This window comes from Paenibacillus sp. MDV22-iso6, from assembly GCF_058408365.1.
In genome coordinates this window covers 714,361-739,147 of the sequence record NZ_JBZVDZ010000001.1, presented here as the reverse complement: position 1 = coordinate 739,147, position 24,787 = coordinate 714,361, and the positions used below count along the sequence as shown (strand labels likewise).

The 24,787-nt window shown below is 46.4% G+C and carries 15 protein-coding genes; 1 reads left to right on the top strand and 14 read right to left on the bottom strand.

The window, feature by feature from the left end; genetic code table 11:
• Window positions 1-5: 5 nt before the first annotated feature.
• The 13 genes from bshB2 to AC4PM4_RS03060 all read right to left on the bottom strand — a co-directional run bounded on the left by bshB2 (window position 6) and on the right by AC4PM4_RS03060 (window position 21,995).
• Window positions 6-680 (bottom strand): bacillithiol biosynthesis deacetylase BshB2, encoded by a 675-nt coding sequence (gene bshB2 / locus AC4PM4_RS03120; protein ID WP_079696165.1) that lies wholly within the window; start codon window positions 678-680, stop codon window positions 6-8.
• Window positions 681-703: 23 nt separating this feature from the next.
• Window positions 704-1,048 (bottom strand): YojF family protein, encoded by a 345-nt coding sequence (locus tag AC4PM4_RS03115; RefSeq protein ID WP_024631702.1) that lies wholly within the window; start codon window positions 1,046-1,048, stop codon window positions 704-706.
• 101 nt (window positions 1,049-1,149) lie between these two features.
• On the bottom strand, window positions 1,150-2,070 hold the full coding sequence (locus AC4PM4_RS03110; RefSeq protein WP_240321384.1) for a deoxyribonuclease IV: 921 nt from the start codon (window positions 2,068-2,070) through the stop codon (window positions 1,150-1,152).
• A 217-nt stretch (window positions 2,071-2,287) separates the two neighbouring features.
• A complete protein-coding gene (locus AC4PM4_RS03105; protein ID WP_491612728.1) occupies window positions 2,288-4,759 on the bottom strand; it encodes a family 43 glycosylhydrolase in 2,472 nt (823 codons plus the stop codon).
• A gap of 335 nt (window positions 4,760-5,094) precedes the next feature.
• A complete protein-coding gene (locus AC4PM4_RS03100; RefSeq protein ID WP_491612727.1) occupies window positions 5,095-6,423 on the bottom strand; it encodes a family 43 glycosylhydrolase in 1,329 nt (442 codons plus the stop codon).
• A 52-nt stretch (window positions 6,424-6,475) separates the two neighbouring features.
• Entirely contained in the window at window positions 6,476-8,155 is a 1,680-nt protein-coding gene (locus AC4PM4_RS03095) for a carbohydrate-binding protein (protein WP_491612726.1), read from the bottom strand.
• Between the two features lie 45 nt (window positions 8,156-8,200).
• Window positions 8,201-9,043 carry an NAD-dependent epimerase/dehydratase family protein gene (locus tag AC4PM4_RS03090; protein WP_491612725.1) on the bottom strand — a complete coding sequence of 281 codons (843 nt, stop codon included), beginning with the start codon at window positions 9,041-9,043 and terminating at the stop codon, window positions 8,201-8,203.
• 34 nt (window positions 9,044-9,077) lie between these two features.
• Window positions 9,078-10,301, bottom strand: coding sequence for an enolase C-terminal domain-like protein (locus AC4PM4_RS03085; protein WP_064638441.1), 1,224 nt, complete (start codon window positions 10,299-10,301; stop codon window positions 9,078-9,080).
• Between the two features lie 45 nt (window positions 10,302-10,346).
• Complete coding sequence (locus AC4PM4_RS03080; RefSeq protein WP_491612724.1) at window positions 10,347-15,896, bottom strand: glycosyl hydrolase family 28-related protein; 5,550 nt, start codon at window positions 15,894-15,896, stop codon at window positions 10,347-10,349.
• 123 nt (window positions 15,897-16,019) lie between these two features.
• A complete protein-coding gene (locus AC4PM4_RS03075) occupies window positions 16,020-18,779 on the bottom strand; it encodes an alpha-mannosidase (RefSeq protein ID WP_491612723.1) in 2,760 nt (919 codons plus the stop codon).
• A 40-nt stretch (window positions 18,780-18,819) separates the two neighbouring features.
• Window positions 18,820-19,638, bottom strand: coding sequence for a carbohydrate ABC transporter permease (locus tag AC4PM4_RS03070; RefSeq protein WP_024631711.1), 819 nt, complete (start codon window positions 19,636-19,638; stop codon window positions 18,820-18,822).
• Between the two features lie 12 nt (window positions 19,639-19,650).
• Window positions 19,651-20,544 carry a carbohydrate ABC transporter permease gene (locus AC4PM4_RS03065; protein ID WP_024631712.1) on the bottom strand — a complete coding sequence of 298 codons (894 nt, stop codon included), beginning with the start codon at window positions 20,542-20,544 and terminating at the stop codon, window positions 19,651-19,653.
• A gap of 71 nt (window positions 20,545-20,615) precedes the next feature.
• Window positions 20,616-21,995, bottom strand: a complete 1,380-nt coding sequence (locus tag AC4PM4_RS03060; RefSeq protein WP_491612722.1) for an ABC transporter substrate-binding protein — start codon at window positions 21,993-21,995, stop codon at window positions 20,616-20,618.
• Window positions 21,996-22,425: 430 nt separating this feature from the next.
• On the opposite strand from AC4PM4_RS03060, the gene AC4PM4_RS03055 reads away from it, so the two are divergent.
• On the top strand, window positions 22,426-23,520 hold the full coding sequence (locus AC4PM4_RS03055; RefSeq protein WP_218843446.1) for a GntR family transcriptional regulator: 1,095 nt from the start codon (window positions 22,426-22,428) through the stop codon (window positions 23,518-23,520).
• Between the two features lie 150 nt (window positions 23,521-23,670).
• On the opposite strand, the gene AC4PM4_RS03050 is transcribed toward AC4PM4_RS03055, so the two are convergent.
• On the bottom strand, window positions 23,671-24,585 hold the full coding sequence (locus AC4PM4_RS03050) for a poly(ethylene terephthalate) hydrolase family protein (RefSeq protein WP_274566928.1): 915 nt from the start codon (window positions 24,583-24,585) through the stop codon (window positions 23,671-23,673).
• Window positions 24,586-24,787 lie beyond the last annotated feature (202 nt).

Below are 24,787 nucleotides of genomic sequence, written 5' to 3'. Positions count from 1 at the left end.
TAAAATTAATTGAACTTATAGGTCCAAAATGCTTCTCTTCCAAACCGATTTCGGATTTGTTCATCGTCCAATTTCCCCTTGCCGACAAGTTCCGGCGCTTGGAATTGTGAACGGTGAGCTCGAATCGACGCCATTTTCTTGGCAAGGAATCCGCTCACGTCTTCAATCACATCCGCTTTCCCGATACTCTCTTCGTGATTGTTCGAGAATGCGCAGCAGTACACAATAGGTCTCTCCTCTGCGGGCAATCGACCAATCGTTCGCGTAACCGCGGCTCCGGTTGCATCATGATCGGGATGCACACTATACCCCGGATAGAAAGTAATGACCAGTGAAGGGTTAAGCTCCTTGATCAGGGCTAAGATGTGGCCATCTAGCAGCTCAGGGTCTTCAAACTCGATCATTTTATCATGAAAACCGAGCATCCTTAAGTCTTGAATACCAATCGCATTGGAGGACTCTATGAGTTCATCCTTACGGATTATTGGCAAGGTGACCCGGTTGGCAAATGGAGGGATGCCCATATTACGTCCCATCTCCCCTAGAGTCAGGCAAGCATAAGTGACTTGAGCACCGCCTTCTATGTACTTCGCCAACGTTCCCGAAGCAGTGAATGCTTCATCATCGGGATGGGGAAACACAACTAAAATGCGCTGATGTTCAATCTGTTTGTTATTCATGCTTATTTGATCCTCCGCTTTCATCAGAACAATTCCCGACTAAGTTGTAAAGCTACAACCAGCTTTCCTTGACTATCGTGACCAGCCAGAATGAGTCGTTCTTGTTCCAGCTCGTCAATGTGTGTAAGTCCTTCAGCGTATATCCAGCCGTGAGTGGTTTTTAAACCAACTCGGTATGGGCCTGTGCCCGAGATAGATCCTTGCGTATATCGTATGACCGCATTGGAAATGAATGCCGACCCCGGATGCCTTGTGCTATCGAAGTGACTGGCGTAAGCACCTGACGTGAGTTCGAGGTGTAAATATAGGTCCTGATCGAGAAGTTGATTGATCCGGTGTTGGATGTCTTGAGGCTCTATTGGCTGCATGGCGGCCTCCTTTTTAATAAAAAGTAACGTTCTACATCCATTTTAACATATGTCCCGTGAGAATAAACATGGAATGAGTGAGCGAATGTTTGGAATACTCTCTATTTACTGTTTTCTAAAGAATCCTCTTCCTTCTGCACGGGTTCGGAGCACTCTCTTCTTAACAGGGCAATTTCATGTCGATAAGGTGCACTTTTATATTTTATTTTGCCAATCGACGGCGTCTCAAGCAGTTTCGGAATTGACACGAGCTGGGGATGATGTACGATATAATCCAAAGTCTGAAGTCCGATATGTCCGTGCCCAATGTTTTCATGGCGATCTTTCCTCGATCCCCGCACATTCTTGGAGTCATTGATATGCAGTACTTTTAATCGATCAAGGCCAAGCACCTTATCAAACTGCTCAAGTACCCCATCAAAATTATCAACAATATCGTATCCGGCATCATGAACATGACAAGTGTCCAGACATATGGAAATCCGTTCATTCCGCTGCACGCCATCGACAATCTGTGCCAGTTCTTCAAAGCTTGTTCCGCACTCTGTTCCTTTTCCCGCCATCGTCTCCAACGAAATCTGTACCTCCGGGTGATTATCGTCTTGTAATACTTCATTTAATCCCCGGATTATTTGTCGAATACCGATGTCCAATCCAGCATTTACGTGGGCCCCGGGGTGAAGAACAAGCTGATTTGATCCAAGTGATGCCGTTCGTTCAATCTCGTCTCGCAGGAATTGTACGCTAAAATCAAACACCTCTCGTTTGCAACTATTCGCCAGATTAATCAGGAATGGAGCATGCACGACAATATTGGAAATGCCATGCTGCTTCATGTGCAAATGACCTGCTTCTATATTATATTGCGAAATAGATTTTCGTTTCGAATTCTGCGGTGCGCCAGTGTACATCAGAAAAGTAGATGCACCGTAAGAAGCGGCTTCTTTACTAGCCTGGAGAAGCATCTCTTTTCCTCCAAAGGATACATGCGATCCAATCAGCAGATCACTACTTTTCATCATTACCAACCACCCTCTCCTGTTGAAACCATCATTTAATTATCAATGAAATGGGTTGGATTGGCTAATGGGAAATGACGGTGGTGAAGGAGATCAGAGGAAGGCATCATTTGGTCGCAATAGCTTACATGTTTAAGGCAAAAAAGCCGCCAATTGGCGGCTTGATATGCATTTCAGTTCTCGTTACAACCATTTTCATTCTCAACGCTTGGCTTCCGGTTCAGGGAGTAACCGATACGTTATCGAAGTGTGTATGCTTGTTTGCCGTTCTAACACCGATTTTGCCATGCGTGAACGGATTCAAGCTGTTGTCCGTATAATCGATCTTCGGAGTGACCATATCATCCACATAAACTTTGATGTTTGTACCATTAACGGCAACTTTCATATGATACCAGGTATTGGTGGAATATGATTGCGCGTTGCTCTTGAGGAGCGCCCAATTATAATTCATCTTGCCCAGACTAACTCCGCTTGTGGTCAGATAGGCGTAATATCCTTGTAAAGCATCATAATTGTTCTGACCTCGTTCTGTGCCGTGGGATGGATTGGACACTCTGACAAGTAATCCCCCATCTCCCCCTGAGTCAATCATCTTAATATCCGCCTCGACCGTATAATCTGCCCATCCTGAATCTCCAAATGTAGATTTGGCAGGTCCGGTGCTCGCTGCACTGTATTCACCATTCTCTACAGCCCAGGTTCCTTCAAACCGTGTCCATCCATTATCGTCGCCGTCGTTAAAATTATCACTTACACTTGTCACATCAACATTCTTCTGAAACGTCATTCTTGAGAAATCAGCCTCGCCTGTTACGAATTCAACCTTTAATTCCCGTTGTCCAGCATTTAAATAAACCTTTTTCTTGGAGATATTTTTCCAATTATCCCATCCGCCCGTATTAGATACATTGACGATACCCGTTAAGTCGGTCGAACCATCCCACACTCGGATCTGAGCCCCGTCCAACGAGATAGCCATGCGAAAATCAATATCGTAATATCCACTTGACTCCACGTTTACTTTGTATTTATACCATTCTCCCGTCTGATTCCAGCCTAAGTTGAACAGTCCTTCGTTATTCAGGCGAATATCCCCGGCATCGGTACGATAAGCCCCGCCCAGGTTCCCAGCCGTTGTATCGTGATAAGCGACACCTTCGCCTCCTTTCATATAATGAACGACCTCGATTGTTCCTGGAATCGGCTTGGAGGCATTCCATGCACTGCTTCCGTTCACATCATTGTTAAAAGCAGTATAGCCGAAGTCCGCATGTGTATCCTCTGTCAGAACACCAATTTTGCCTGCTCCTACATTGGCGGTACGCGTTGCTTTGAACATACCATCTACGTAGTATTTAAACGTTGATCCCGATTTTTCTATCCGTATGTTATGCCATTTCGAATAATTGAAGTCGCCAGGCAGATCGAATGTTTGCCAAGCCTGATCCACACCGTTAATTCGGAAAAATGTCTCAAGTCTTTTGTTTTTCGAACTGATCAGCGCAACACCGTAGTTGTTCTCATTCGTATAGGAGAATGTAGCGCCGTATCTCGGATTGGTGGACGTTCCCCGATTCATTTCCTTCATGTTAAATTCAGCCGTATAATCCGATGCGCTGCTCGAAGCCGTCACTTGTTTATACCAAGTTGAGCTGCCCATTGAATTTTGCCACATGAGTTCCTGATTGTAGATGCCCCAATTACCACCGTTCACGTTGGACCAATTACTTCCGATTGCAGTACGATCGAAGTAGTCATAGAAAACAGGCATTTCTGGATTGGGTTGATCCGTTGAAGTCGGACCTTGCACGATCATCTTGTCGTTATTCCATACAATTCGGTCCATGTTCAGATGCCGCAGCGGTCCAATGATTCCGTTACCTTCCAAATTGTGATACATCATATAGTGAGTGTCCAGATTAGGTCCTGTTACTACAGTGTTGTGTCCTAATCCCACGGTTGGACCCTCTGTACGAATTAATACCGGGTTTGTGCTATCCGTAACATATCCGGACCTCGGACCTGTGGTGCTAACTGCCACATCCACCCGATATCCTTTGCTAAATACGTGGTTACCTGTATAGGTCATATAGTATTTTCCATTTCGTTTGAAGACGGTTGAACCCTCAGTCCAGCCTCCCATCCCCACTCCTGTAGACGCACTCACTCCGATCTCAGTCGGACTGCTCATCGGTGCTGCATCTATTCGGCCCTGTGCTGCGTGATAGAAGCTGAACGAGCCATCATCGTCAATGAACACATTACCGTCAATCGACTTTCCAAGGTTGCCCGTTACTACATTGAAGGGTCCGGTAGGACTTGTGCTGCTCAGCACGTAATGTCCTTTTCCGGCAGGTGATGTATACATGTAGAACATGCCATTCCAGTAAACAACTTCAGGAGCATAAGCTCCGTGCGTAATGGGATCTGTTGCAGCTAATCCACGGTACGACCAATTCACCAGGTCTTTGGAGCTCCAGACTTTGACACCGTCGTCCGTATCTCTTGTGCTTACATACAGGTAATAGTATCCATTAAATTTCAATACATAGGGGTCCCCGAGTCCATATTGTCCCCATTCATCCGGTAACGTTTGCGGATTTTGATAGGCTGTGGCAGGGAGTGGCACTGACGAAACCATTAATAAAATGACCAACAGCGTGAACATGAATCGACGACTCTTCCTCACATGATTTCCTCCTAGTCTGTTTTTTGTTACCGCTTACAAATACATCAATGTTCTCTACTTTCGCTTCTGTCTTACATCCGAAGAACTTGTTTTTTCTGCACAACGGTTAACCCTCATAACCGTATGTACAGACATAATCCAGTCTATTCATCGGGTGTTGAAATCTAGCATAAAGTAAGCAGTTACAAATAGAAATAACATTTCGTTGTCATTTATTTGGCATTTTGTTGGAAAAAAGTGCTTATTTTTTATTAGAACTCACTCGTTCATATTTACAAGAAAAAACCTCAGGAACACTCTCCTGAGGTTTAAACGTCTATCCCGTTTCTTACGTATTAATCCAACAACGGGGTAACGGTGAGACTTAAAAGATTGATCTCGCCATGTCCACCTGAAATTTGGATTGTGTTAACATTACCTGGCTCCAAATGAACGGTGATATTGGTGATTCCGCCGAACTCCTGCAAACCGCCAGTGGATAGCGCATTCAGCAAGGAATAGTCCTGGTCATTAATCGTCAGATGCAATTTGGCCAGTCGTTCACCTGTCGCATAATGAAGCTCAATCGATGCTCTGCCGCCTTCGCCTCCATCTATATTCTTAAACAAGGCGTACGCTTCTGAGGATTGAAGATTCCCGACCACGGTTTGACCGGATTGCAATATCCTGATTTCAGCTCCACCAAAAACCTGACTTGCTGCACCTTCATAAACCTTCTGTTGCCGTGCAGGAACCGGGGCTGGACCAACGGACGACACACCTTCTCTTGTCTGAACCACAGGCTTGATGGAACCATCTTCATCGAACTCCAGATAGTCGATACATACGCTGCGCAGCGTACCTTCTCCAGAGATCGCTTGATTGTGATAAAAAAGATACCATTGCCCTTTGAATTTTACTACAGAGCCATGGGTCGTGGAACAGCCGGTCGGCTCCAGGAAAATGCCACGGTACGTCCATGGACCAAGCGGATTCTCGCTTGTTGCGTATCTCATACGGTTGTTGTCTTCCAGATTATCCGCATAGGTAAGATAATAAAGATTGTTTCTTTTGAACACCCAGGCAGCTTCGTGAAAATCCTCAAGTCCTTGCATTTCTGTCATGCCGTTCTCCAAGGACATCATGTCTTCATTGAGCTTGCCTCCCAGACAGACACTGCCGCCACCATAATAGATATAAGCGCTGTTGTCGTCGTCTACAATTACGCACGGGTCAATCAGTGCAAACCCGCCAAGTCCCTCGATATACCCTTGATCCGTAAAGCCATGCGCTGGATAGCGACTGGTGGCAACCCCGATCTTCCAGGAATCATTCCAGTTCGAATCACTTGGATGCGGATAATAGAAGTAATAGGTCCCATTCTTGTATGCACAGTCAGGCGCCCACATGAAGCCGCCCTCCGGTCTGCCCCAGGAAACGTCGTTTGAACGGAGTATTTCCCCTTCGTCCAACCAGTGAACCATATCCTCCGAGGAGAAAACATGATATCTGTCCATGAGATCGCAACCTCTGGCTGGGTCCATATCATGAGATGCGTAAATGTAAATTTTACCGTCGTTCCATACATGGGCCGAAGGATCTGCTGTATATATAGATGTGATTGCTGGATTCATGGATGTCGTCTTTTGGCGTGTGGTTTCGAAGCCAATATCATTAGTAGTCATTTTTAATCCTCCTGAACGTATACGAACTTGTTAAAATCATGCCATTTGGGCTCTATTGATGACTTGTTGGATGGTTTGCCGTCACTGGAATCTGGTTTTTGAACATGCGATTGATATCCCCTGCAAGTCGGAGATAAAAGTCTGAAGATACGGCAACACCGTCGGCATCCAGCGTTAGAAAATATTGATTGGTTGGAATCATGGAGCTGTTCTCTGCCATCTTGGCAATAGCCGTACCTTCATCGTACTCGTCAAACATCGCGATATATCCGGTATTGATACCGATGCTCTTCAGATTGTAGGCCTGCCTCCACATGAAGTCTCCATGCAGACGCGGATTCTCGTCTCTTGGGCCACCAGTCATGTTCGACCAAGCCGAACCCGGCCAGATCACTGGCTGATAGTCAATTCCATTTTGCTGTGTGAAAACCAGATCAGGTTGAAGCTGATTGGTTTTGAAGCTGTCCGCTTGCTGAATATTGCCGAAGCGGGCAACGGACCAAGGCGAGATCATATCCAACGATTTGTAGACGTTCATAAAATCAGATCGAGAGTCGTTATTTCCCGTTCTCCAATACGTAGGTACGCCACCGATGACATAGATCCCCTGGTTTTTGAACCAACCGATCAAATCGGCCGCCTCTGCTGCAGTACCCGGCCGATCCGTGAAGCCAATACCCCAGATGCAGACAACCATTTTGCCATTCTGCTTCGCATAGGCCGAAGATGATGGCAGGTGCATGTTGTTCATAACATTGGTCGTCCAGTCATGCTTAACTGCCTGCACCCAATTGCTCGCATTCATGCCCGTAATGTCATACATGACATAGAACTTGCGATTATAAGATTCCGCGGCATTTTTAACCTTGACGGCTACGCTGTCCCGGTTGCTTTTCCAGTTGTTAGGTGTGTCACTCTCATCTGCGCCGAACCGTTGCAATGCTGCACCGTCGATATTGTAGCTTTGCATCCACTCAAAATGTTTGTTGACCGTCTCCTGATCGTAAGAGGAGAACAATTTGGCAGGAGAACCATTACCGAGGTTCGCCAAACTTGTCTGATACAGCTTTGAATATTCGCGAATGTCTGGATACAACTCGAAATTCACGTTGCCACTTGCTGATGGCGCACTGCTATTTTTGGACCAGTGCACCCAGCCCCCGTTCGGTGAACCGTCTCCGGCTGCGTTGAACCAGCCTTGATACCCGGCATACAGCTTGCCTACGACATCGCCACCGCTGCCTGCGGCGGAAGCACTGAACTTGAACCAGAGTAGATTGAATAAATTGCCGGTTCCGCCCGTGAATTTAAGATAGACTGTGTGTACACCAGTGGCACCACTGATTGACCCGGACTTCGTTTGCCAGGATTGCCACCCGCCCGTAGCTGGAACAGCAACAGTTCCCGCGAGTGTCCCGTTTAGGCTATCCAGACGGACCTCAATCGTACCGCCACTGTTATTACTGGCTACTCTCACGTCGATTGAATTGGCACCGCCGCCAAAATCCACATTGTTGAATACAATGTAATCGCCGTTGTCGATAAATGCGACATTTTGCCCTCCCTCGCTGGAACTTTCCAGTTGGACTCCGGATTGACTGTTATAACTGGAAGCCTGCGTTTGATTAAACGCGGAAGCTGCCGATACGATGGAAGGTGAAATAGACAAACACAACGTAAGAATCAATAATGCCGCACTTGCAAAAGCCAAAACCTTCTTGTTTTTTTGCATGAAATTTAGCATATTATCCCCCTATTCATTTTAGTTGCGCATAAGCTACTCCTGTTCTTCATCCGCCCACGAATGCTTCGGGCCCCAGGACAGAAGCTCTTTCACCATTCCATTACTAACAATGGCTTCTCGACTAGAGAAAGGTGTCCGTAGATCTTTTACATCGGGATAAAAGGTGGCGAGCAATTCTGTCGTTTGCCGATCACTTAACGTATCATTAGCGGTAACATTAACGTGAACAGCCCCATCATAATCGGCGTGCAGAGCAGCCAAACAAGCATCCACGGCATCCCTGATATCAATGTAGCTCCAACATATGTGCTTGAACGTTTCCGCCTTCGCAATAGCCAGATGTCTGTACTCTCCCGGTCCCACAATCATTGAAAAACGGAGGGAAATCACCTGTATCCCACTTCTCCGATGAAACATCTCTGCAGTGACCTCATTAACGATCTTGGACAGGCCGTAACATTCCTGCGGCTGTTGCGGATGCTGTTCATCCACCGGGAAATAATCGGGAGAGAAGGGTTTGTTGGCCCAGGCAAATCCGTAGGATGATTCACTGGAGCCCATGACCACTTTTTGTATACCAAGCAAAGAGGCTGCTTCCAGCACATGGTATCCGGAAAGTGTATTATTAGCGAAAATGTAGCTGTGAGGGTAGTGAAGCGGCGCAGGAATTGCGGCCAGATGGATGATCGCATCCACTCCGGCAAGTGCTCCCACGACTTGACCATAATCGTTCAGATCGACAATAATCTGTCTGCAACGCACCCGGTCAGACAGGTGTTTATCCAGCGATACGACATCATGACCTTGTAATTGCAGCTTCTCAATGACCTGTGAACCCAGCTTTCCGCCTCCGCCTGTAACTGCAATCGTCTTCATTCCTATATCTCTCCTGTCTGTTCTTGTCACTTCGTTAGGGTCGCACCAATGTCCCATCCGCTTTGCGGTCTAGAGGATACGGCCGATGATATTTGTTGTGATCCCATGAGTCACTTAGTAATGATCTGGCCTTCACTTCATCCAGTTCAATGCCCAGTCCCGGTTTATTGGAAGGGTATAGATATCCGCCCTCTCTGACGATATGTCCGGGGAATGCCTGCAACTCATGAGGTTTAAAATGATTGATTTCCTGGATACCAAAGTTCCACAGGGCCATATCCAGATGGACAGCAGCTGCCTGGTTAACAGGATCATTCTCCCCACCCTCCTGCCAGGCTGTTCGTACTCCGTAGGCTTCGCCCAGCGTAGCGATCTTGCGACAAGCGCTGATTCCGCCTGCTTTCGATACCCGAACTCTGATAAAATCGATCAACTTCTCTTGAATCAGACCCGTCCACTCCTGAGGATTAACAAATAATTCTCCCACTGCCTGCGGCGTAGCACTCTGTTGACGAAGCTGTCGATACCATCCGATCTGTTCCGGAGCAAGTGCATCTTCCAGAAAGAAAAGATGATAAGGTTCAAGCCGCTTCGACAGCTGAATGGCATGAATGGGGGATAAATGCTCATGCACATCATGAGTAAACTGAATCCCATTACCAAATTCCAGGCGCAACTTCTCGAACATGTCAGGGATGGCATGCAGATATGCATGTTCATCGAATACAGGACCGCTGCTCCAGGGCTCGCGTGGCAAATTCGCGTCCTTGCCGCTGACAAATCCCCCGCCACCGTAACCTCCCATCTGCACTCGAATGACCGTGTACCCTTCTTCCATAAAACGAGAAACATCTTCTTTCAGCTCGCTGATATCAGCACCTCCGGCATGGCCGTAACAGGGAACTGCCGAACGGCAGGCCCCTCCTAACAATTGATATACCGGCAGATTCGCTTCCTTGCCCTTGATATCCCACAGGGCCATGTCAATTCCACCAATGGCCGTATGAAGTATTGCGCCATTTCTCCAATATCCGCTCATATGCATGAGATGCCACAAATCTTCAATCTGGGATGCATCCCTCCCTATGAGTAATGGTGCCAGCAGTTGTTCGATGACCTGAACCACCGCTTCGGGATTATAAAGATCGGAAGCAGAACCCAATCCGTAAAGACCATCCTGATCCGTCGAAATCTTCACAATGGTCCAGCTTCCGTCGTGCCTTGTACGTATGCATTCTATCCGTGTAATTTTAGCCATGCGTTCACTCTCCTCATTTGCTCCATTTCGATCCTACTGGAAGATTTAAGGCAAACGGTTGTATAAACGATACAGCAGCACTGCGGTCTCAGCACGTGTCATTGTATCTTCCGGATGGAAGCTGCCATTGCTTCCTTCCATCATTGTTGATCTGGTTAATGAATCAATGGCATCGCGGGCATATGCCTTAATCAAATGAGTATCTTTATAGTCATTCAGACCGGATTCACCTTCAGGAAGAGGCTGCATCCCTATAACTTGCATAGCTCGGTAGATCATAACCGCTGCTTCTTCCCGGGTAATTGGAGACGCTGGCGAGAATCGATCCGCGCCTGCCCCTTGAATGACGCCCAGCGTTCTTGCGGTATTCACGGACTGTTCGTAATAAACATGCTCAGGTACATCCGCGAAGCGTTCCACCTTGCTTCCCTGATCAGGTTGTAATTCTAAGGCATTGGTAAGCAGAGTTACGAAATCCGCTCGGCGGATCATGGATTGAGGCTGATATTCTGTCGGTGTCATTCCACGAATAACCCCTTTGGACACTAGAACTTCGATGGCATGGTGGGCCCATGATAGCTGCTGTATATCCTGGAATGTTCGATTATCCTGAGTGATTGCATAAACTCCGTTTTGCCGTGTTTTGAAAATCATTTGTTCCGATTTTTTATTGAACTTCCCATTGGGAATGGAGATCATTTGCCCGTCATCCGAGATACGTCGTACTGCGAGTTTTTCCGAGTCCAGTAGTTCAGTTACATTAGGCTGATAAGGTAAACTTACAGTGATTGGCGTAATGGAATTTTGCCATGCAACGGATTTGCCATCCGATATCACAGATAATGAAATCGCGGGCCGCTCTCCTAAGTCTGATTTCATCTTGGCACTCCAAGGGCTTCGGTCGGCCTTACTTAATACCAAGGTAATACGATCTCCAATCGTTCCTTGGGTATTGGCCAGCAAATTGCTCGGAACCTGCAGCACTCCCCATGCTGTTCGAATCTCCAACCAATGGGTAGATGGATTTTCCTGCAAAAAGCTGGATGGAAGTGTCAGAGCATACCCTTCAGCACCATCCACGGATTCAATGTCTACAATCAGCTTCTTTTTCCCGTCCTTATTAGGGGTGATGCGGTTGAATGCATCCTCCATCATCTTGTTGGTGAGCTCGGCTGTTGCCAATGCAGCAGCTTTATCCAGCTTGGGCTGAATCTGCATTGTAGCACCAGGAGCGGCAGGTGTTGGTTCATTCTTCCCTCCAGTCGTAGAGCCCCCTCCAGCACTTGGCTGCGAACCCGAGCCAGGCTGTGGATTGGGTCCCCCAGGATTCGGATTGGAACCTGATGTAAGAGCAGCGAGTCTTACGAGTAATGAGGACTTCAACGTACCGCCCGGTAGCAGAGTGACGAAGTTGGCTGCTGTATCTATAGAGGTAACATCTTTCTTTTGCTCCGCAGTACGAACACTCGACTCGGCCGATAGCTCCAACAATGTCACGTAATCACCCGTAAGCAGATACAAGTTTCCGAATAATCGTGCATCTTTACTTGAACCGATTCCTCCATTAAACTCCATAAATCCTGATCGTCCTTCGCCATCGTTTTCATTGACAAGTAATGCAAAACCGATAGGTTTGTCAGGTTGGAATGAATATCCTTCCTGATGAAGTGCTGCAAAAGGTAGCGTAATTTGATAATGAGTAGTATGGGTCGTCTCGTCCCGGGTAATGTTTGCTGAAGCGGATTCCAATAATCCTGTAGCAACCCCTTCTGGAGCTCTCCATCTCCATTTCGTGATGACACCTTCCTGATTCAGTGCAAAACCAAGCTCATTCACCTGTTTGCTGGCCGCACCATCCTCTTTGCCAAGGTCAATACCGAGCTGTAAGCTGTCTCCTTGCCATATATCGCCATTGGTATTGGATTGATGGTGAATATCGTCCTTGACGTCCACCTTGAGAACCAAATTTTCCGTATCCCAACTTGCTTTAGCTTGAATGCTGAGGTCATTCGGACCTCCCCAGCTTCCACCGACACTGTTGTAATGCTCCGGACTGGAAACCTCAATGAATGGCAGCGTTCCAACAGCATTTTTTTGTGCCGCAAAGGATTGTGACAGCTTGACTGAAGTCTCATAACGGAACCCATTCTCAAGCGTTATTCTGAATTTGAGCAAGTCACTTGATATATAGGGAAGCGCCACATCCATGCTTTTCCCAATGCCCAGCCCCTCAAATCGTACTGGCTTAAACATCCCATGATACACACTCGGTTCAATCAGTTCGATCTGCCCTTTAAGCAAAGCCTCACCTGCAACATTAGTCAAAGTCAGCATGCTTCCGGGATCACCTGGTCTGGATGGATCATACCCAAGCTGGTTCAGTTTGAGTGCCAAAGGAAACAGATTGGTACCCGTCACTTTTCCAGGTGGGGCTTCATTCTCCATCTGAAAACCGCCATTAAACAGGTTGTTGGATATCACCATCTTCTCTACGTTTGGACCTGCAACCACATGATTCGTACGTGGCTGTTGAAAATAGGAATTGTAGAGGGTAATATCACCACCGATTGCGTTAATACCGATTTCACCAACGTTCGTGAAGTTTCCTTGCTGTATGCGGATATCTCCTCCGTGAATATCAAAAGATCTTGTTGTGTCTCCCCACATGGACGTATTGAAGAACACCGCTTTGGAACCAAAGTCAGGCCCAACCTCCACGTATACCTTGTCTGTTGTACTCATGGAAACAAGCTCTGTGTTGATAAACGAAAGACCTGCTGTTCCCGCATGTTGTAATACGGCTCCCTTTTTGCTGCCATCGGTGCCATGACCAATAACGACGGCTTCAGGCCCTCTTCCATTCTGTTCTTCAAAATGAATGCCGTACTTTGAACCGTATACAAATGTATTGAAATTAACCTGATTTGTGACATCCCCAATACGGAAGGCGTCCAGATTCTCTTTTTGATAATTCCAAATTTGATTAAATTCTTCATCATTCGATGGATGATTCGGATAATTGTTCCGACCATAATAATGCGGATTGAACTGCACATTCCGCATGTATCCTCCGTCTGACCCGCCACCAAGATATATGCCTTCCTTGAGCGGTGATCCCGCTACATAATCGATATAATGACCACTTGTATCATAGGTGCCGAAGTCGACAGCCTGATAGGGATTAACTAAGGTTGTATCGATCATGTATACGTTTTTCCCTTGACCTTGCACAGTCCAGGCATAAGGCTTCACCGGATTGGCATCAGACCATGTTTGTTGATCGTAATAGACGGATAATCCTCGTAATCCCGCTGCTTCCTCTAGCTGAATGAAGGCATCGGCATCCGGAGCATTTTCTCCATAGTTCGTAAAAATAACGGTTCCATTCCCGATCGTATGATGAGGTACATCATAATTACCCCGCAGTTCTACAGTAGTCGGGACCACCAAAGCCTGCTCAACGCGGTATATGCCAGCCGGCATATAGACCGTTCCTCCTCCTGCTGCTTCGGCATCATTCAATGCCTGTTGAATGGCTTGGGATGAATCGGTATTCCCTGTGTTATCAGCCAAATAGGGCTGGCTCACTACGTTAAACAACTCGCGAGTACCCGGCTTGGGCTGCACAGCAATATCCACTGAAGGAACATTAGGGATGGTTTCCAACACCAAATTTTCTTCCTGGTGGATGTTCAGTTCCGCCGAGGTACTTTCATCGTTCACTGCAAGGTTGCCTTCGTGTCCGGAATGTATGGCATTGATTGTGGCCACATCTCCCTGAAGAAGCAGGTGCCGATCCGGCTTGGCGAAGGTAGAACTACCCAGTATAAGCGAACCACTTTTGGCAACAATGGCATAATCTCCGCTTCCTTCACCCCAATTCTCGAAAGAGCTGCTCTCAAAGGACAACGTTCCACGCCCTTCATTCACCACCGCATGTTTGGGCTCCCCGCCCACCGTTACGCTGTTAAACTGGGCAATGGAGTGAAAGCCTTCCGTTGCATAAATGGCAACAGGATTCGGACCAGCACTCGCTTCGAATTGGCTATCTGTCACCAGCAATCCATAATCATTGACGCCTTCAATCTTCAGCGCTACGTTGCAGTCGTCGATCTGAATTTTGTACAGCTGCGCATTGGCTGTTTCAAGGCTTCCTGTTCTTGTCGTGATTCGTATCCCTGTCTTATAACCCGAGATATGAATATTCGACATATACTCCCAATCCGAGCGCCCCATTACGATACCTTCTGATTGCTGTATCATATATTCACGCAATTGAGATTGCTCAGGTGCTCCTGGTAAACCAGAGTTCGCCCATACATTCGGGGAAAGGTGAAGCTCTTCCAGTCTCCCAATGTCTGTTGTGAAATCCAGAAAGATACCGGTTTTCAGTGTGGTGCCGTATACATCCTTCACATAATGAAGTTCGTTCCATTCCGGGCCAATCTTAATCCCCTGGTACGCATTGACGAGTGTTACATTTTTCACCGTGGCACTGTCACCTGGAAGCTGTTCCATCGTCCATGGATAGGCCACCGGGTTATTCATATTCTGTTCGGGATACCAGATCGACACATGTGTTACCCCACTAGAAGGTTCCATCTTTATGAAGCTGTTCCCGTTAGCTTGACCTTTGCCGCCGTATACAGCAAGGATCGTACCTTTGACTAGCCCGCCATGCTCGTCGGGATTCCCCCAATCGCCGCGAAGCGTAACGCCTGTTGGAATAACCAGCTCTCCGGTTAATTTATAGGTTCCAGATGGTACGAACACAACTCCCCCACCTTGATTTCCGGCTACTGCCAGCGATTCTTTGAATGCTTGAGTATCGTCTGAGACCCCGTCCCCTATTGCTCCATAATCGGTTACGCTTCGATCTGCAATGACGATATCTGATGTAGGGAATTCCGTATCATAGACCTTGGTCTGAATACCCGACTGCTGCTGAGGTTGCTTATGGACGGTTACTTTCGCCAGATGAAGTTCCGGATTGTTGGCTGGTGCCCCTGCGCCACTAACCCCGATTCGGAAATCCGCATCATGAGTGCGGTTACCGAAATTGGCATCGCTGAGCTTGAAGGTATGTGTCTTCCAGGTTCCCGTATTTTCATACCGGAACAAAGGAGCATCCTTGAAATTGGATTGCTTCGAATCGTATTGCAGAGACAACGCTCCACTATCGCTATCGTAATATTCAACAGTGACGAACACGTCCTGATCGGTATTTTCAAACAAATATTCATCCGCAACATTGAAGTAAAAGTACAGGATGTTATCGGCCGGATTTGTTGGATTCACCGTCTGATTGGTTTTCCAATAATCCTTCCCGTCAAACGTCCCCACTTGAAGACCTGCTGGAGGTCCATCGCCGGGACGAGCCGTTATGCCCTGCTGCACAGGAGTTTCCCCCAACGTAATACTTACCGAGTCAGATGACACATCATTTGGATGGACGTCTCCCTGTTCAGTAATATCTTCCCTCTCTGCTGCCGCGTGTGTGGTTGCTGGTGTGATGCATAGCCCTGAACATAACATGACAATAGTCAACAGCACTGAAATGGTACACCTGGCACCTAACCATAATCGTTTGTTCACAATCGTACCTCCCATTAACTTGATCATGTAATCAAGCTGCACGAAAACAGGGTTGTCGTATGTGGAACATGATGCATCCGTTTTCAATTCGCAGCAGTGGAGAGAACTCCAAGACTGAATTGTTTATTTTAAACGTGTTGTGGGTTGAATGCCGATCGTCTGAATTTTTGCTGATCCCACATTCAAAGCATAACTTCCCTCATCCGCTACTTTCATGGCTTCACCTTGATCTTCAACAATTGTACTTTCGTACACTTCCTTAGCCTCAAACGAAGGCGTTACCTTCAGTGAAGTCGTCTCCGATGATACATTGAACACCCTGAACAGCATGTCATCATTTGCCTCGCCCCGTTTAAGCGCACTAAAAGCAAGATGATCACCCTCCCATTGCAAAAACTCGTGGGTAACGGGTAACGTACCACCATGTACCCCTGTCTGTTGAACGGTCCAGGGAACCGGGAACTGATACGCCTGCACATAAGCATCGGACTCAATAACATCCAGATCATGTGAGATGAGCTCCATTTCCAGAATGTGCTGTCCGAGACATTGGGCCTCCGGCGTTGCAAATACTCCCCAATCCCCAAGCTCGCGTACCCCACGCAGCAGTGTCACAGCAATGGTATTCTGATTAGCCAATACTTCGTACTCATTAAGACCTTTATTCGCAATCGTTAGCCCTTCACGACCATTGCTGATACTGACAAATGCATTTTGATGCTGCGCATTGCTAGGATTTCTCCATTCCGCTTCCGGCTGTATCGGGCGTTGAGCCAGTTCGTAAATAGAGTCGACGGTAACATGACTTGCTTCGAGTCCCGTTTGGAACAACATGCGGATACGATGATCCTGAACCGTGTTATCGATATAGCTTTTAATGCCAACCGAACGTCCCGTTTTTTCAAGGATCAGCTCTGTACGAATGCTCACTTCTCTAGTTTCGTCCAGCCGCCGGGATTTCCGGTAACGAAATGGAACCATGGAACGGATCTCTTCATCCAGCAGTTCATCAGCGCCTACCGGGAGCTTCCAGTTATGCACGATCTCATAAACGGCTTTCAGGGGGGTATGATGTACCAGCTTAATCTGGGCAGGCAGTCCCTGCGTAGTCAGCGGAGCTTCCTGATCCGGTTGTCTGTACATATACTCATTTCCGATATCCCCCGTATCCTCATAAATACCAAGCCCTGTATAATTACGACCGTTCACTTTATCCAACATGGTAAACGATCCATCCCCCGCAATCTCGATCCGCACATAATCGTTCTCCATCACTTGCTCTTCTGTAACAAGTTCAGTGGTAGTCAGTTCGCTAAGCGCATTCTCTCCAGAAACACTCTTAGGCACAAGAGCAAAAGTATGATATCCAAAACCCGGGATGTTCTGGACATGAAGCTCTACATCCACTTGATATGCCCAGTAAGGTTGACGGAATCGATTATCCGGCAAATCATATCCAAATGTCGGTCCAATGGGTGTGATCACGGCTTCTACTTGCAAGCCTTCCGCGTTCATTACAACCCAATCGTTCGGGTCAAAGGCTTCATATTCGCGCTTAAATTCCTGATACTTTTCATGCGGAGGCTGGTGGTCAAAGTACCGTCGCTCAACATCCATTCTATTTACAATCACATTGGATCGACGATGTCCCGAAGTGTTAAACACTACAAAAGGCAACGCACAATCTGCGTCAAAGCCTGATGTATCCACGGATTCGGCTATTGTACGAGCACTCTGAACCGATATGGCTTCAGCCACTTCTTGCGATTTGGCAAATCGGGTCATCATTTCCCTATGAACCTCGTCAACACTGCACCCACAGATGCTGTCATGAGGATGATTCTTCAGTAACGTCTTCCAGGCATATAACAGCTCATGCCGTGGATAAATGCCTGTGGACAGAGAGGCCATGACTGCCAATGGCTCAGCCACTTTCTCCAGTAGCGTCTGGCTTTTTACATTTTGCTGCTTGATATATACCCTTGCTGAAGCAGTATTTACAAGTGTGATCCAGCCGTCGGTCCATTGGCTTCGAAGTTCACCGCGAATGACGTCCAAGGATTGGGGTTTCGCTTTTTGAAAAGCCTGAATGTACTCGGGAAAGCTGGAATGACGAAACGTCACATCTGGCATAATCTCGGTAGCCATCTTTAATGCTTGTGTCAGATCCTTCTGGAGCGGCTGATGATCGCATCCGTTCATGAACAGGAGTTCCGAACTTGAAGCAAACTCTTCTGCTGCAGCCAGCTTTTTGGCCCAGTAAGCTTTGGCCTTCTCTGGTTCCACCGGAATTTCCATGCCATTGTTGTACCAATTGGCGAACAGGATCGCCAGTACACGAGTACCATCGGGTGATTCCCAATACATCTCCGAGTATTTGGAGGTATGTTCATTGCCAGACTGAATTTCGTTATTGAATCCAACTGGCTTCACTCCACGTCCATATACAGCTACCTCAATGCCTGCTTGGCTAATGAGTTGTGGTGCCTGACCCATATTGCCGAAGGAATCCGGGAAATATCCGATTTTCGCATATCCTCCCATTTGTTCTGAAGCTTGAATACCAATTAAAAGATTGCGTGCATTGGCTTCACTGCTGACGAGGAATTCATCTTGAAGGATGTACCATGGACCGACAATCAGCTTGCCCTCTTCAATTAACTTGCGAACCTGATTCGACCTGTGCGGCATGATTTCCAGGTAATCCTCCAGCACAATAAACTGCCCATCCAGATGGAAATTCGTAAATTCCGGGTCATTTTCAAACGTCTCTATTAGATCCTCCATAAGCTGAACAAGCAACATTCGGTGCTTCTCGAAGGATAGATACCACTCCCTGTCCCAGTGAGAATGTGCGACAATATGTGCGGTTTTTGTAGTCATTCATTTCATTCCAATCTTGTATGGTTTGGTTGTTGTGTAATTACATTTTTACTGAACCTACGGTCATGCCCTTGACATACATCTTCTGCATGAACGGGAAGGCTAGCAGGATTGGAATGACCGTAATCAAAGCCCCTGCCATGAGTTCATTCCATTTCTTAAATGAAGATGAATCCAAATACATGAGTCCCATTGGTAACGTAAACATATCCCGGCTATCCACGATGATCATCGGCCACAAAATATTGTTCCAGCTTCCGATAAAGTTCAGAATCGCAATGGTTCCGATAGCTGGCAACGCTAATGGCAGATAGATTCTGTAGTAGATTTTGAAATTGTTGCATCCATCCAGTACGGCGCTCTCGTATAACTCATGTGAGATTGTGCGGAAATAACTGGTGAACAGGAAAATGGCGAAGGGTGCAGCACCATTAATCATGGGCAGAATCATGCCAATATACGTGTTTTGCAGCCCGAGATTGGTCATGTTGATATAAAGCGGAATCAATGTGGTTACACCTGGAACGAGCAGCAAGGCAATAAACGTGTAATAGATGAATTTTTTGCCCCGATAGACAAATTTGGCAAACGAATAGGCCATCATGGTATAGATGAGAATAACGCCTATAATCACGACCGCACTTACGATCACGCTGTTGATGAAAAACTGATAGAAATTCAATTTGTTCCATACGTCACCAAATGTGGACCACATCGGTGCAGCTTGTGGAAACGGACTCTGTGGATTGGCTAGTGCATCCTGTGATGTCTTCAGCGAAGTGCCGATCATCCAGACAAAAGGATACAGGCAGGTCAATCCGTACAAGATTAGAATGATATGCTTAATATATTTGACCATGTGCTCCTCCTTTTAGATGTCTGCCTTGAATGAGCGAATACTGAATATGGCAATGGCACCTGTAATCAGAAATGATACCCAGCCGATTGCGCTGGCCAGACCATAATCATTGTTTAGAAAAGCTGTGCGGTACACGAGTGTACCAATAACCTCCGAACTGCCAGCCGGTCCGCCGCCTGTCATGATGAACACATTCTCAAAAGCCTGAAAGGCTCCGTTCACCATCTGAATGACGGCAATAAGCGTGATTGGCTTCAGTAACGGCCAGGTAATTTTCAATATCATGGTTGTTTTCTTGGCACCATCCACACTTGCTGCTTCATATAGTGTCGGATCAATGGAAGTCAGACCAGCGTAGTACAGAATCAGCGTTCCAGGCAGACCGCCCCAGATTGATGTCAAAATAATACCGAGTAAAGAAGTAGACGAACTCCCCAGCATTCCACCAGGTACAGCAAGGAAATCCAAGCCCATCCATAAGAAGAGTGAGTTGAATGCTCCACTAGGTTCAAACAAACCTTTCCATACATAAAAGATAGCTACGCCAGATGCGATCATCGGCAGAAAATAAATCGTCCGGTACCACGTTGCTGCCTTCGTATTTTGCAGCACAAAAGCCAGCACAAGTGCGATTGGAACGACGACCACAACCTGTGAAACGGCAATAATCAGATTGTGCAGAACGGCATTATAGAAATTCCGGGTTACAATCGGATCATCACCAAGCAGGAACTGACGAAAATTCGCCAGACCTTCAAACCTTGCGGTGGAAAAATCGATCCCGGACCAGTTATAAAAGCTGAGCATGATCGAGAATCCGACCGAATACACGCCGATGGCTAGAAACAAAAGCACGCCAGGCAGTAAAAAGAGATACGGCATCCACTTATTTCGACTTTTTATCATGATCAATCACCTTTTGCTCTCAATTTGGCAATCGACAGCCCCTTACGGGGCTTGCCAATTGCTTTGGTGTTCTAGTTCCCGCTCGCTTTCAGACTTTCCATGGTGTCGTCGAACTTCTTGGCGACTTGTTCAGCAGTCATCTTTTTCTCGATCATGGATTGCATGGACTGGGCATACACTTCCCACTCTTTGTGCTTGCCACGATACGTATTGATTGCAGGTGAAGCTTGACTGTAAGGACCAGGTTCGGCAGCGAATGCATCTGAAATTGATTTCAGGTTCGGGTCCAGATCATTTGCACGATCGCCCAGATTCAGCGCAGGTACTGTATACGCCGCATTAGCAAAAGCAACAGCAGCATCCGGATCACCGGTGAGGAATTTAATGAAATCGAGCGCTTCAGCCTTGTTCTGCGAATCTTTATTTACTGACAACATCGTTAACGTGAATGGATCAGTCGTCCAGCTGTTAATTTTCGATCCTTCAAGCGGAGGTACCGGGAAGGTGAAAATATCGTCAGGACTCATTCCCATAGCCAGTAGCGTAGACATTGTGAAGGAACCACCGAGATCGAAAGCGGCTTTGCCAGCAGCAAACGCCTGGTCTGCTCCATCAATATCCGTTGACAAAATTCCCGGCATAAGCAGATCTTTGTTTGCCAATGTCTCCATCGCTTTTACTACCGGCAGATTTGAAGGGTCGCTTAGTTTGGACTTTCTTTCGAGCAGATCAATATAACCTTGAGGTTCGTTCAGCATGATGGACAGTGCCGAACCGGCCCAGTTCTCCCACAGATCAGGCAACTTGGCACCAAACACTAGCCCAGGAGTACCTGTTTTCTCTTTGACAGTCTCCATCATGGTGACGAACTCTTCCCACGTTTTGGGCGCTTCGGCTGTCAACCCTGCTTCTTCGATCAGCTTCTTGTTACCATAGAAAGTAAAGAATCCTCCGATATCAAGCGGCAGTCCGTAGAACTGGCCAGTCTTCAGTGACTTTTGAATTGTGGTGGCGTTCTTGTCTTCTTTCCAGGAATCAACCTGGCTCTGTGTGACAATGATCGGGTCCATTGCAGCACTGTAGTAGCTGTTCAACAGATCATCGTCGACTTCACCTGACAGTTCGAGCACTGAGTTCTCGATGGAATCGCCTGCCGTTGCCCACCAGTTCACAATATCCGGCAAATTTTTGGAGTTGGCTGCCGCCTGGAATTTTTGGCGATACGTATCATCTGGTGTAAAGGTCTCGAGTTTGACTTTGATTCCTGTTTTCTCTTCATACAATTTCGCAGCTGCTTCAATCCCTGGCGTGTAAGCAACCTTCCACGTCCACATCGTCAGCTCTTTACTCGCTTTGGGTTCCGTCCCCCCGGACTGCGCATCACCGCAAGCGCTTACAATGAGTGAGAAAACAGTTATCAAAGTAACGATCATGCTTGCTCTTTTTTTCATCCTTTAACCACCCTTATCTTTAATTTTTGATCTTTCCTAGCTTAATGAATATTCCACAGCAACCAATTAGTGTTAAGAACCGCTGCACCCCCTTTTTCGAATTAAGGAACACTTGAGAAAAAATTTGTGGCATAGATAAGATTGTCAAGGCTCATTGGAAACGCTTTACCCAACAAACTTTAAAAACAATATAAACAACATACTTTTACTTGTAAATGTTTATTTTTAGATACAACTTAACAGAATGTATTCCTAATAAATTGTTTATTCATAAGGTTTTTTCATCATATTTGTTCGTATTTTCAATCTTCTTGTCTTACTCACTTGTTATTGATTTTTAGAACTTGTATATGTTGTATTAATATAATATATTTAGAACGAACTAATAGTGAAATGGAGATAAAATGCGATGGTGAGAACCTTCAAGCCAATGTACAAGAAAATCGAGACTTATATCATTGACCAGATTCGAAGCGGAAATTGGAAACCGGGCAGCCGAATTCCATCCGAAAATGAACTGGCTGAACAATTCAGTGTGAGCCGTATCACGGTGAAAAATGCCCTTACTGCTCTAGTTGATAAAGGAGTGGTCTACCGCCTTCAAGGCAAAGGAACCTTTGTTAACGATCACAGTCCAGAGGAAATTCATAACATCACTTCAGCGGTAAAAGAGCAGCTCACAGTACCAACAATCGGGTTCCTTCTCCCCCGTCTTGACAATAGGTTCACCGCCAATCTGCTGAGCGGAATTGAGGACACCCTTTCAGAGAATGGCTATCAATTGTTATTTGCCAAGACGAATGATTCACAAGAGACAGAGATTCTCAAAATTCAGGAAATGAAACAGGCAGGCGTCAGAGGACTAATTATCTATCCCGTTGAGGGTGAGCACTATAACAATGAGATTCTTGCGCTTACGCTAAATCGCTTTCCCCTTGTCCTTCTGGACCGCAATCTAAAAGGGGTGGAGACCAACTCCATCAGCTCGGACAACCATGAGGCAGCTATTCAGGCGGTTAAGCATCTTCATGAGCTTGGGCACAATCGAATTGGCTTTATTTCCACTCTTGCTGAGGGGACATCAAGTATTGAGGACAGATTGCATGGGTATGAGAAAGCCTTGGAGGACCGTCATATTCTGATTGATCGCAGTATACAGATGACACGTCTGGCCATGAGTGCTAGCGATGAAGAGGTTATCATGATGATTCAGAAGTTTTTACAGGCCAATCCGCAGATGACGGCCCTTCTATCCTCCAATTTCAGCCCTCATGTTATTCAAGCGGCGATGCAGATGGGAATCTCTGTACCAGAAGATTTATCTGTCGTGTTCTTCGATGATGTCGAATTTCCGGATTTCTGTATCATTCCGCCCACGGCTGTTGTACAGCAGGAACTTGAACTCGGACGAGAAGCGGGCAGAGTCATCCTGAAACAAGTGGAGAATCCAAACAGTGAGTACCTTCAAGTTAAATTACCTACGATGCTTATTCCCAGACAATCAACAGCAAAGGCGAAATCATAGCTACCGTTACATGGTGTTCAACAGGATGAATTTTCTGAAAACGTTTATAGTGGCATTAGATAAAGCCATTTCAATGCCTCAAATTGTTTTCCACATAAATCGAAGGACCCTTCCATTTCAGAAGGGTCCTTCGATTTATGTGAACCATGACTATTGTAAATTTGCGGAAGTAACATTCTTCCAATGATTATTCGTTCCTATTTCAGCATGCTTTCCAACAAAGGCCATGCTTGCCTCCGAATCATTCATCAATTGATATCTCATCCAAGCTGTCAAATAACCTCTATGCTGCCCGCCATCCTGCTCTATCGCTGTATGTGCAGCGCCCTTAGCCATGGCCATCAAGACCGGAAGATCCGGACTGGTATTGTTCAAGGCCAATTTGTTGGAGTCTGACGGGGAGATGATGAAATCTCGGGTTCCTCCTATAACAAAAAATGGAACCTTCAGCGCTGATGTATCATACACGTCCTCTGGATCACAATATTTCAGCTCAGGCAGAGCAATCGATACAACCGTTTTGATGAGATCCCCGTTCTCAAAATTCGTGTGAGCGTTAATCACACCCGTTGATCCCTGCGAATGCCCTGCCGCACCGACCTGATCTTTTTGAATCCTGTGATAGAACGGGCTGACCGTCGCTTCATTTTCACTGAGCATATATTGGATCGCAGCCATAATTTCTTTTCCTGTACCCGTGGTTTGACTGTATGTATCAATGACAATAAATCCCCAACTGGCCAGGTGTCTTAACAACTGATCATAATTGTCAGGTAATGCTCCGGTTCCGTTGCCCCAAGCGATGAGGGGATGCAAGACATCCGTTGATTGCGGAGAATAAATCCTGTACAGCTTCTCGCCTTGCTCGTCCTTGATCTCCAGCGTATCTACCTCGTACGTGCCGGGTAGAGCATATTTTTCTTCAACACTTCCGGCTTCAAAAGTAGCCGATACCGAATTTACCAGGAAGAAGGATAATACGCAAAATGCAGCGATAAAAATACCGATAACACCTGTTATCCATAGAAACCACTTGCTCCGAATTACTCTTTTCACTTGTGGCATACAATCTCCTCTCACATTAAAGCGGTATTCGTACGTAAAACATACCACAGGTATAACGCTTTTTGTTTAGAGATATTTTTGTTACATCAACCTTTTCGCATTTCATAATAAAACACCCACGAAAAACTGAACATGTCTTCATGAAAAGCCTTCGAAATGATGTTTCTTAGTTAATGGTCAATACTCCAAATGTATAACTTGC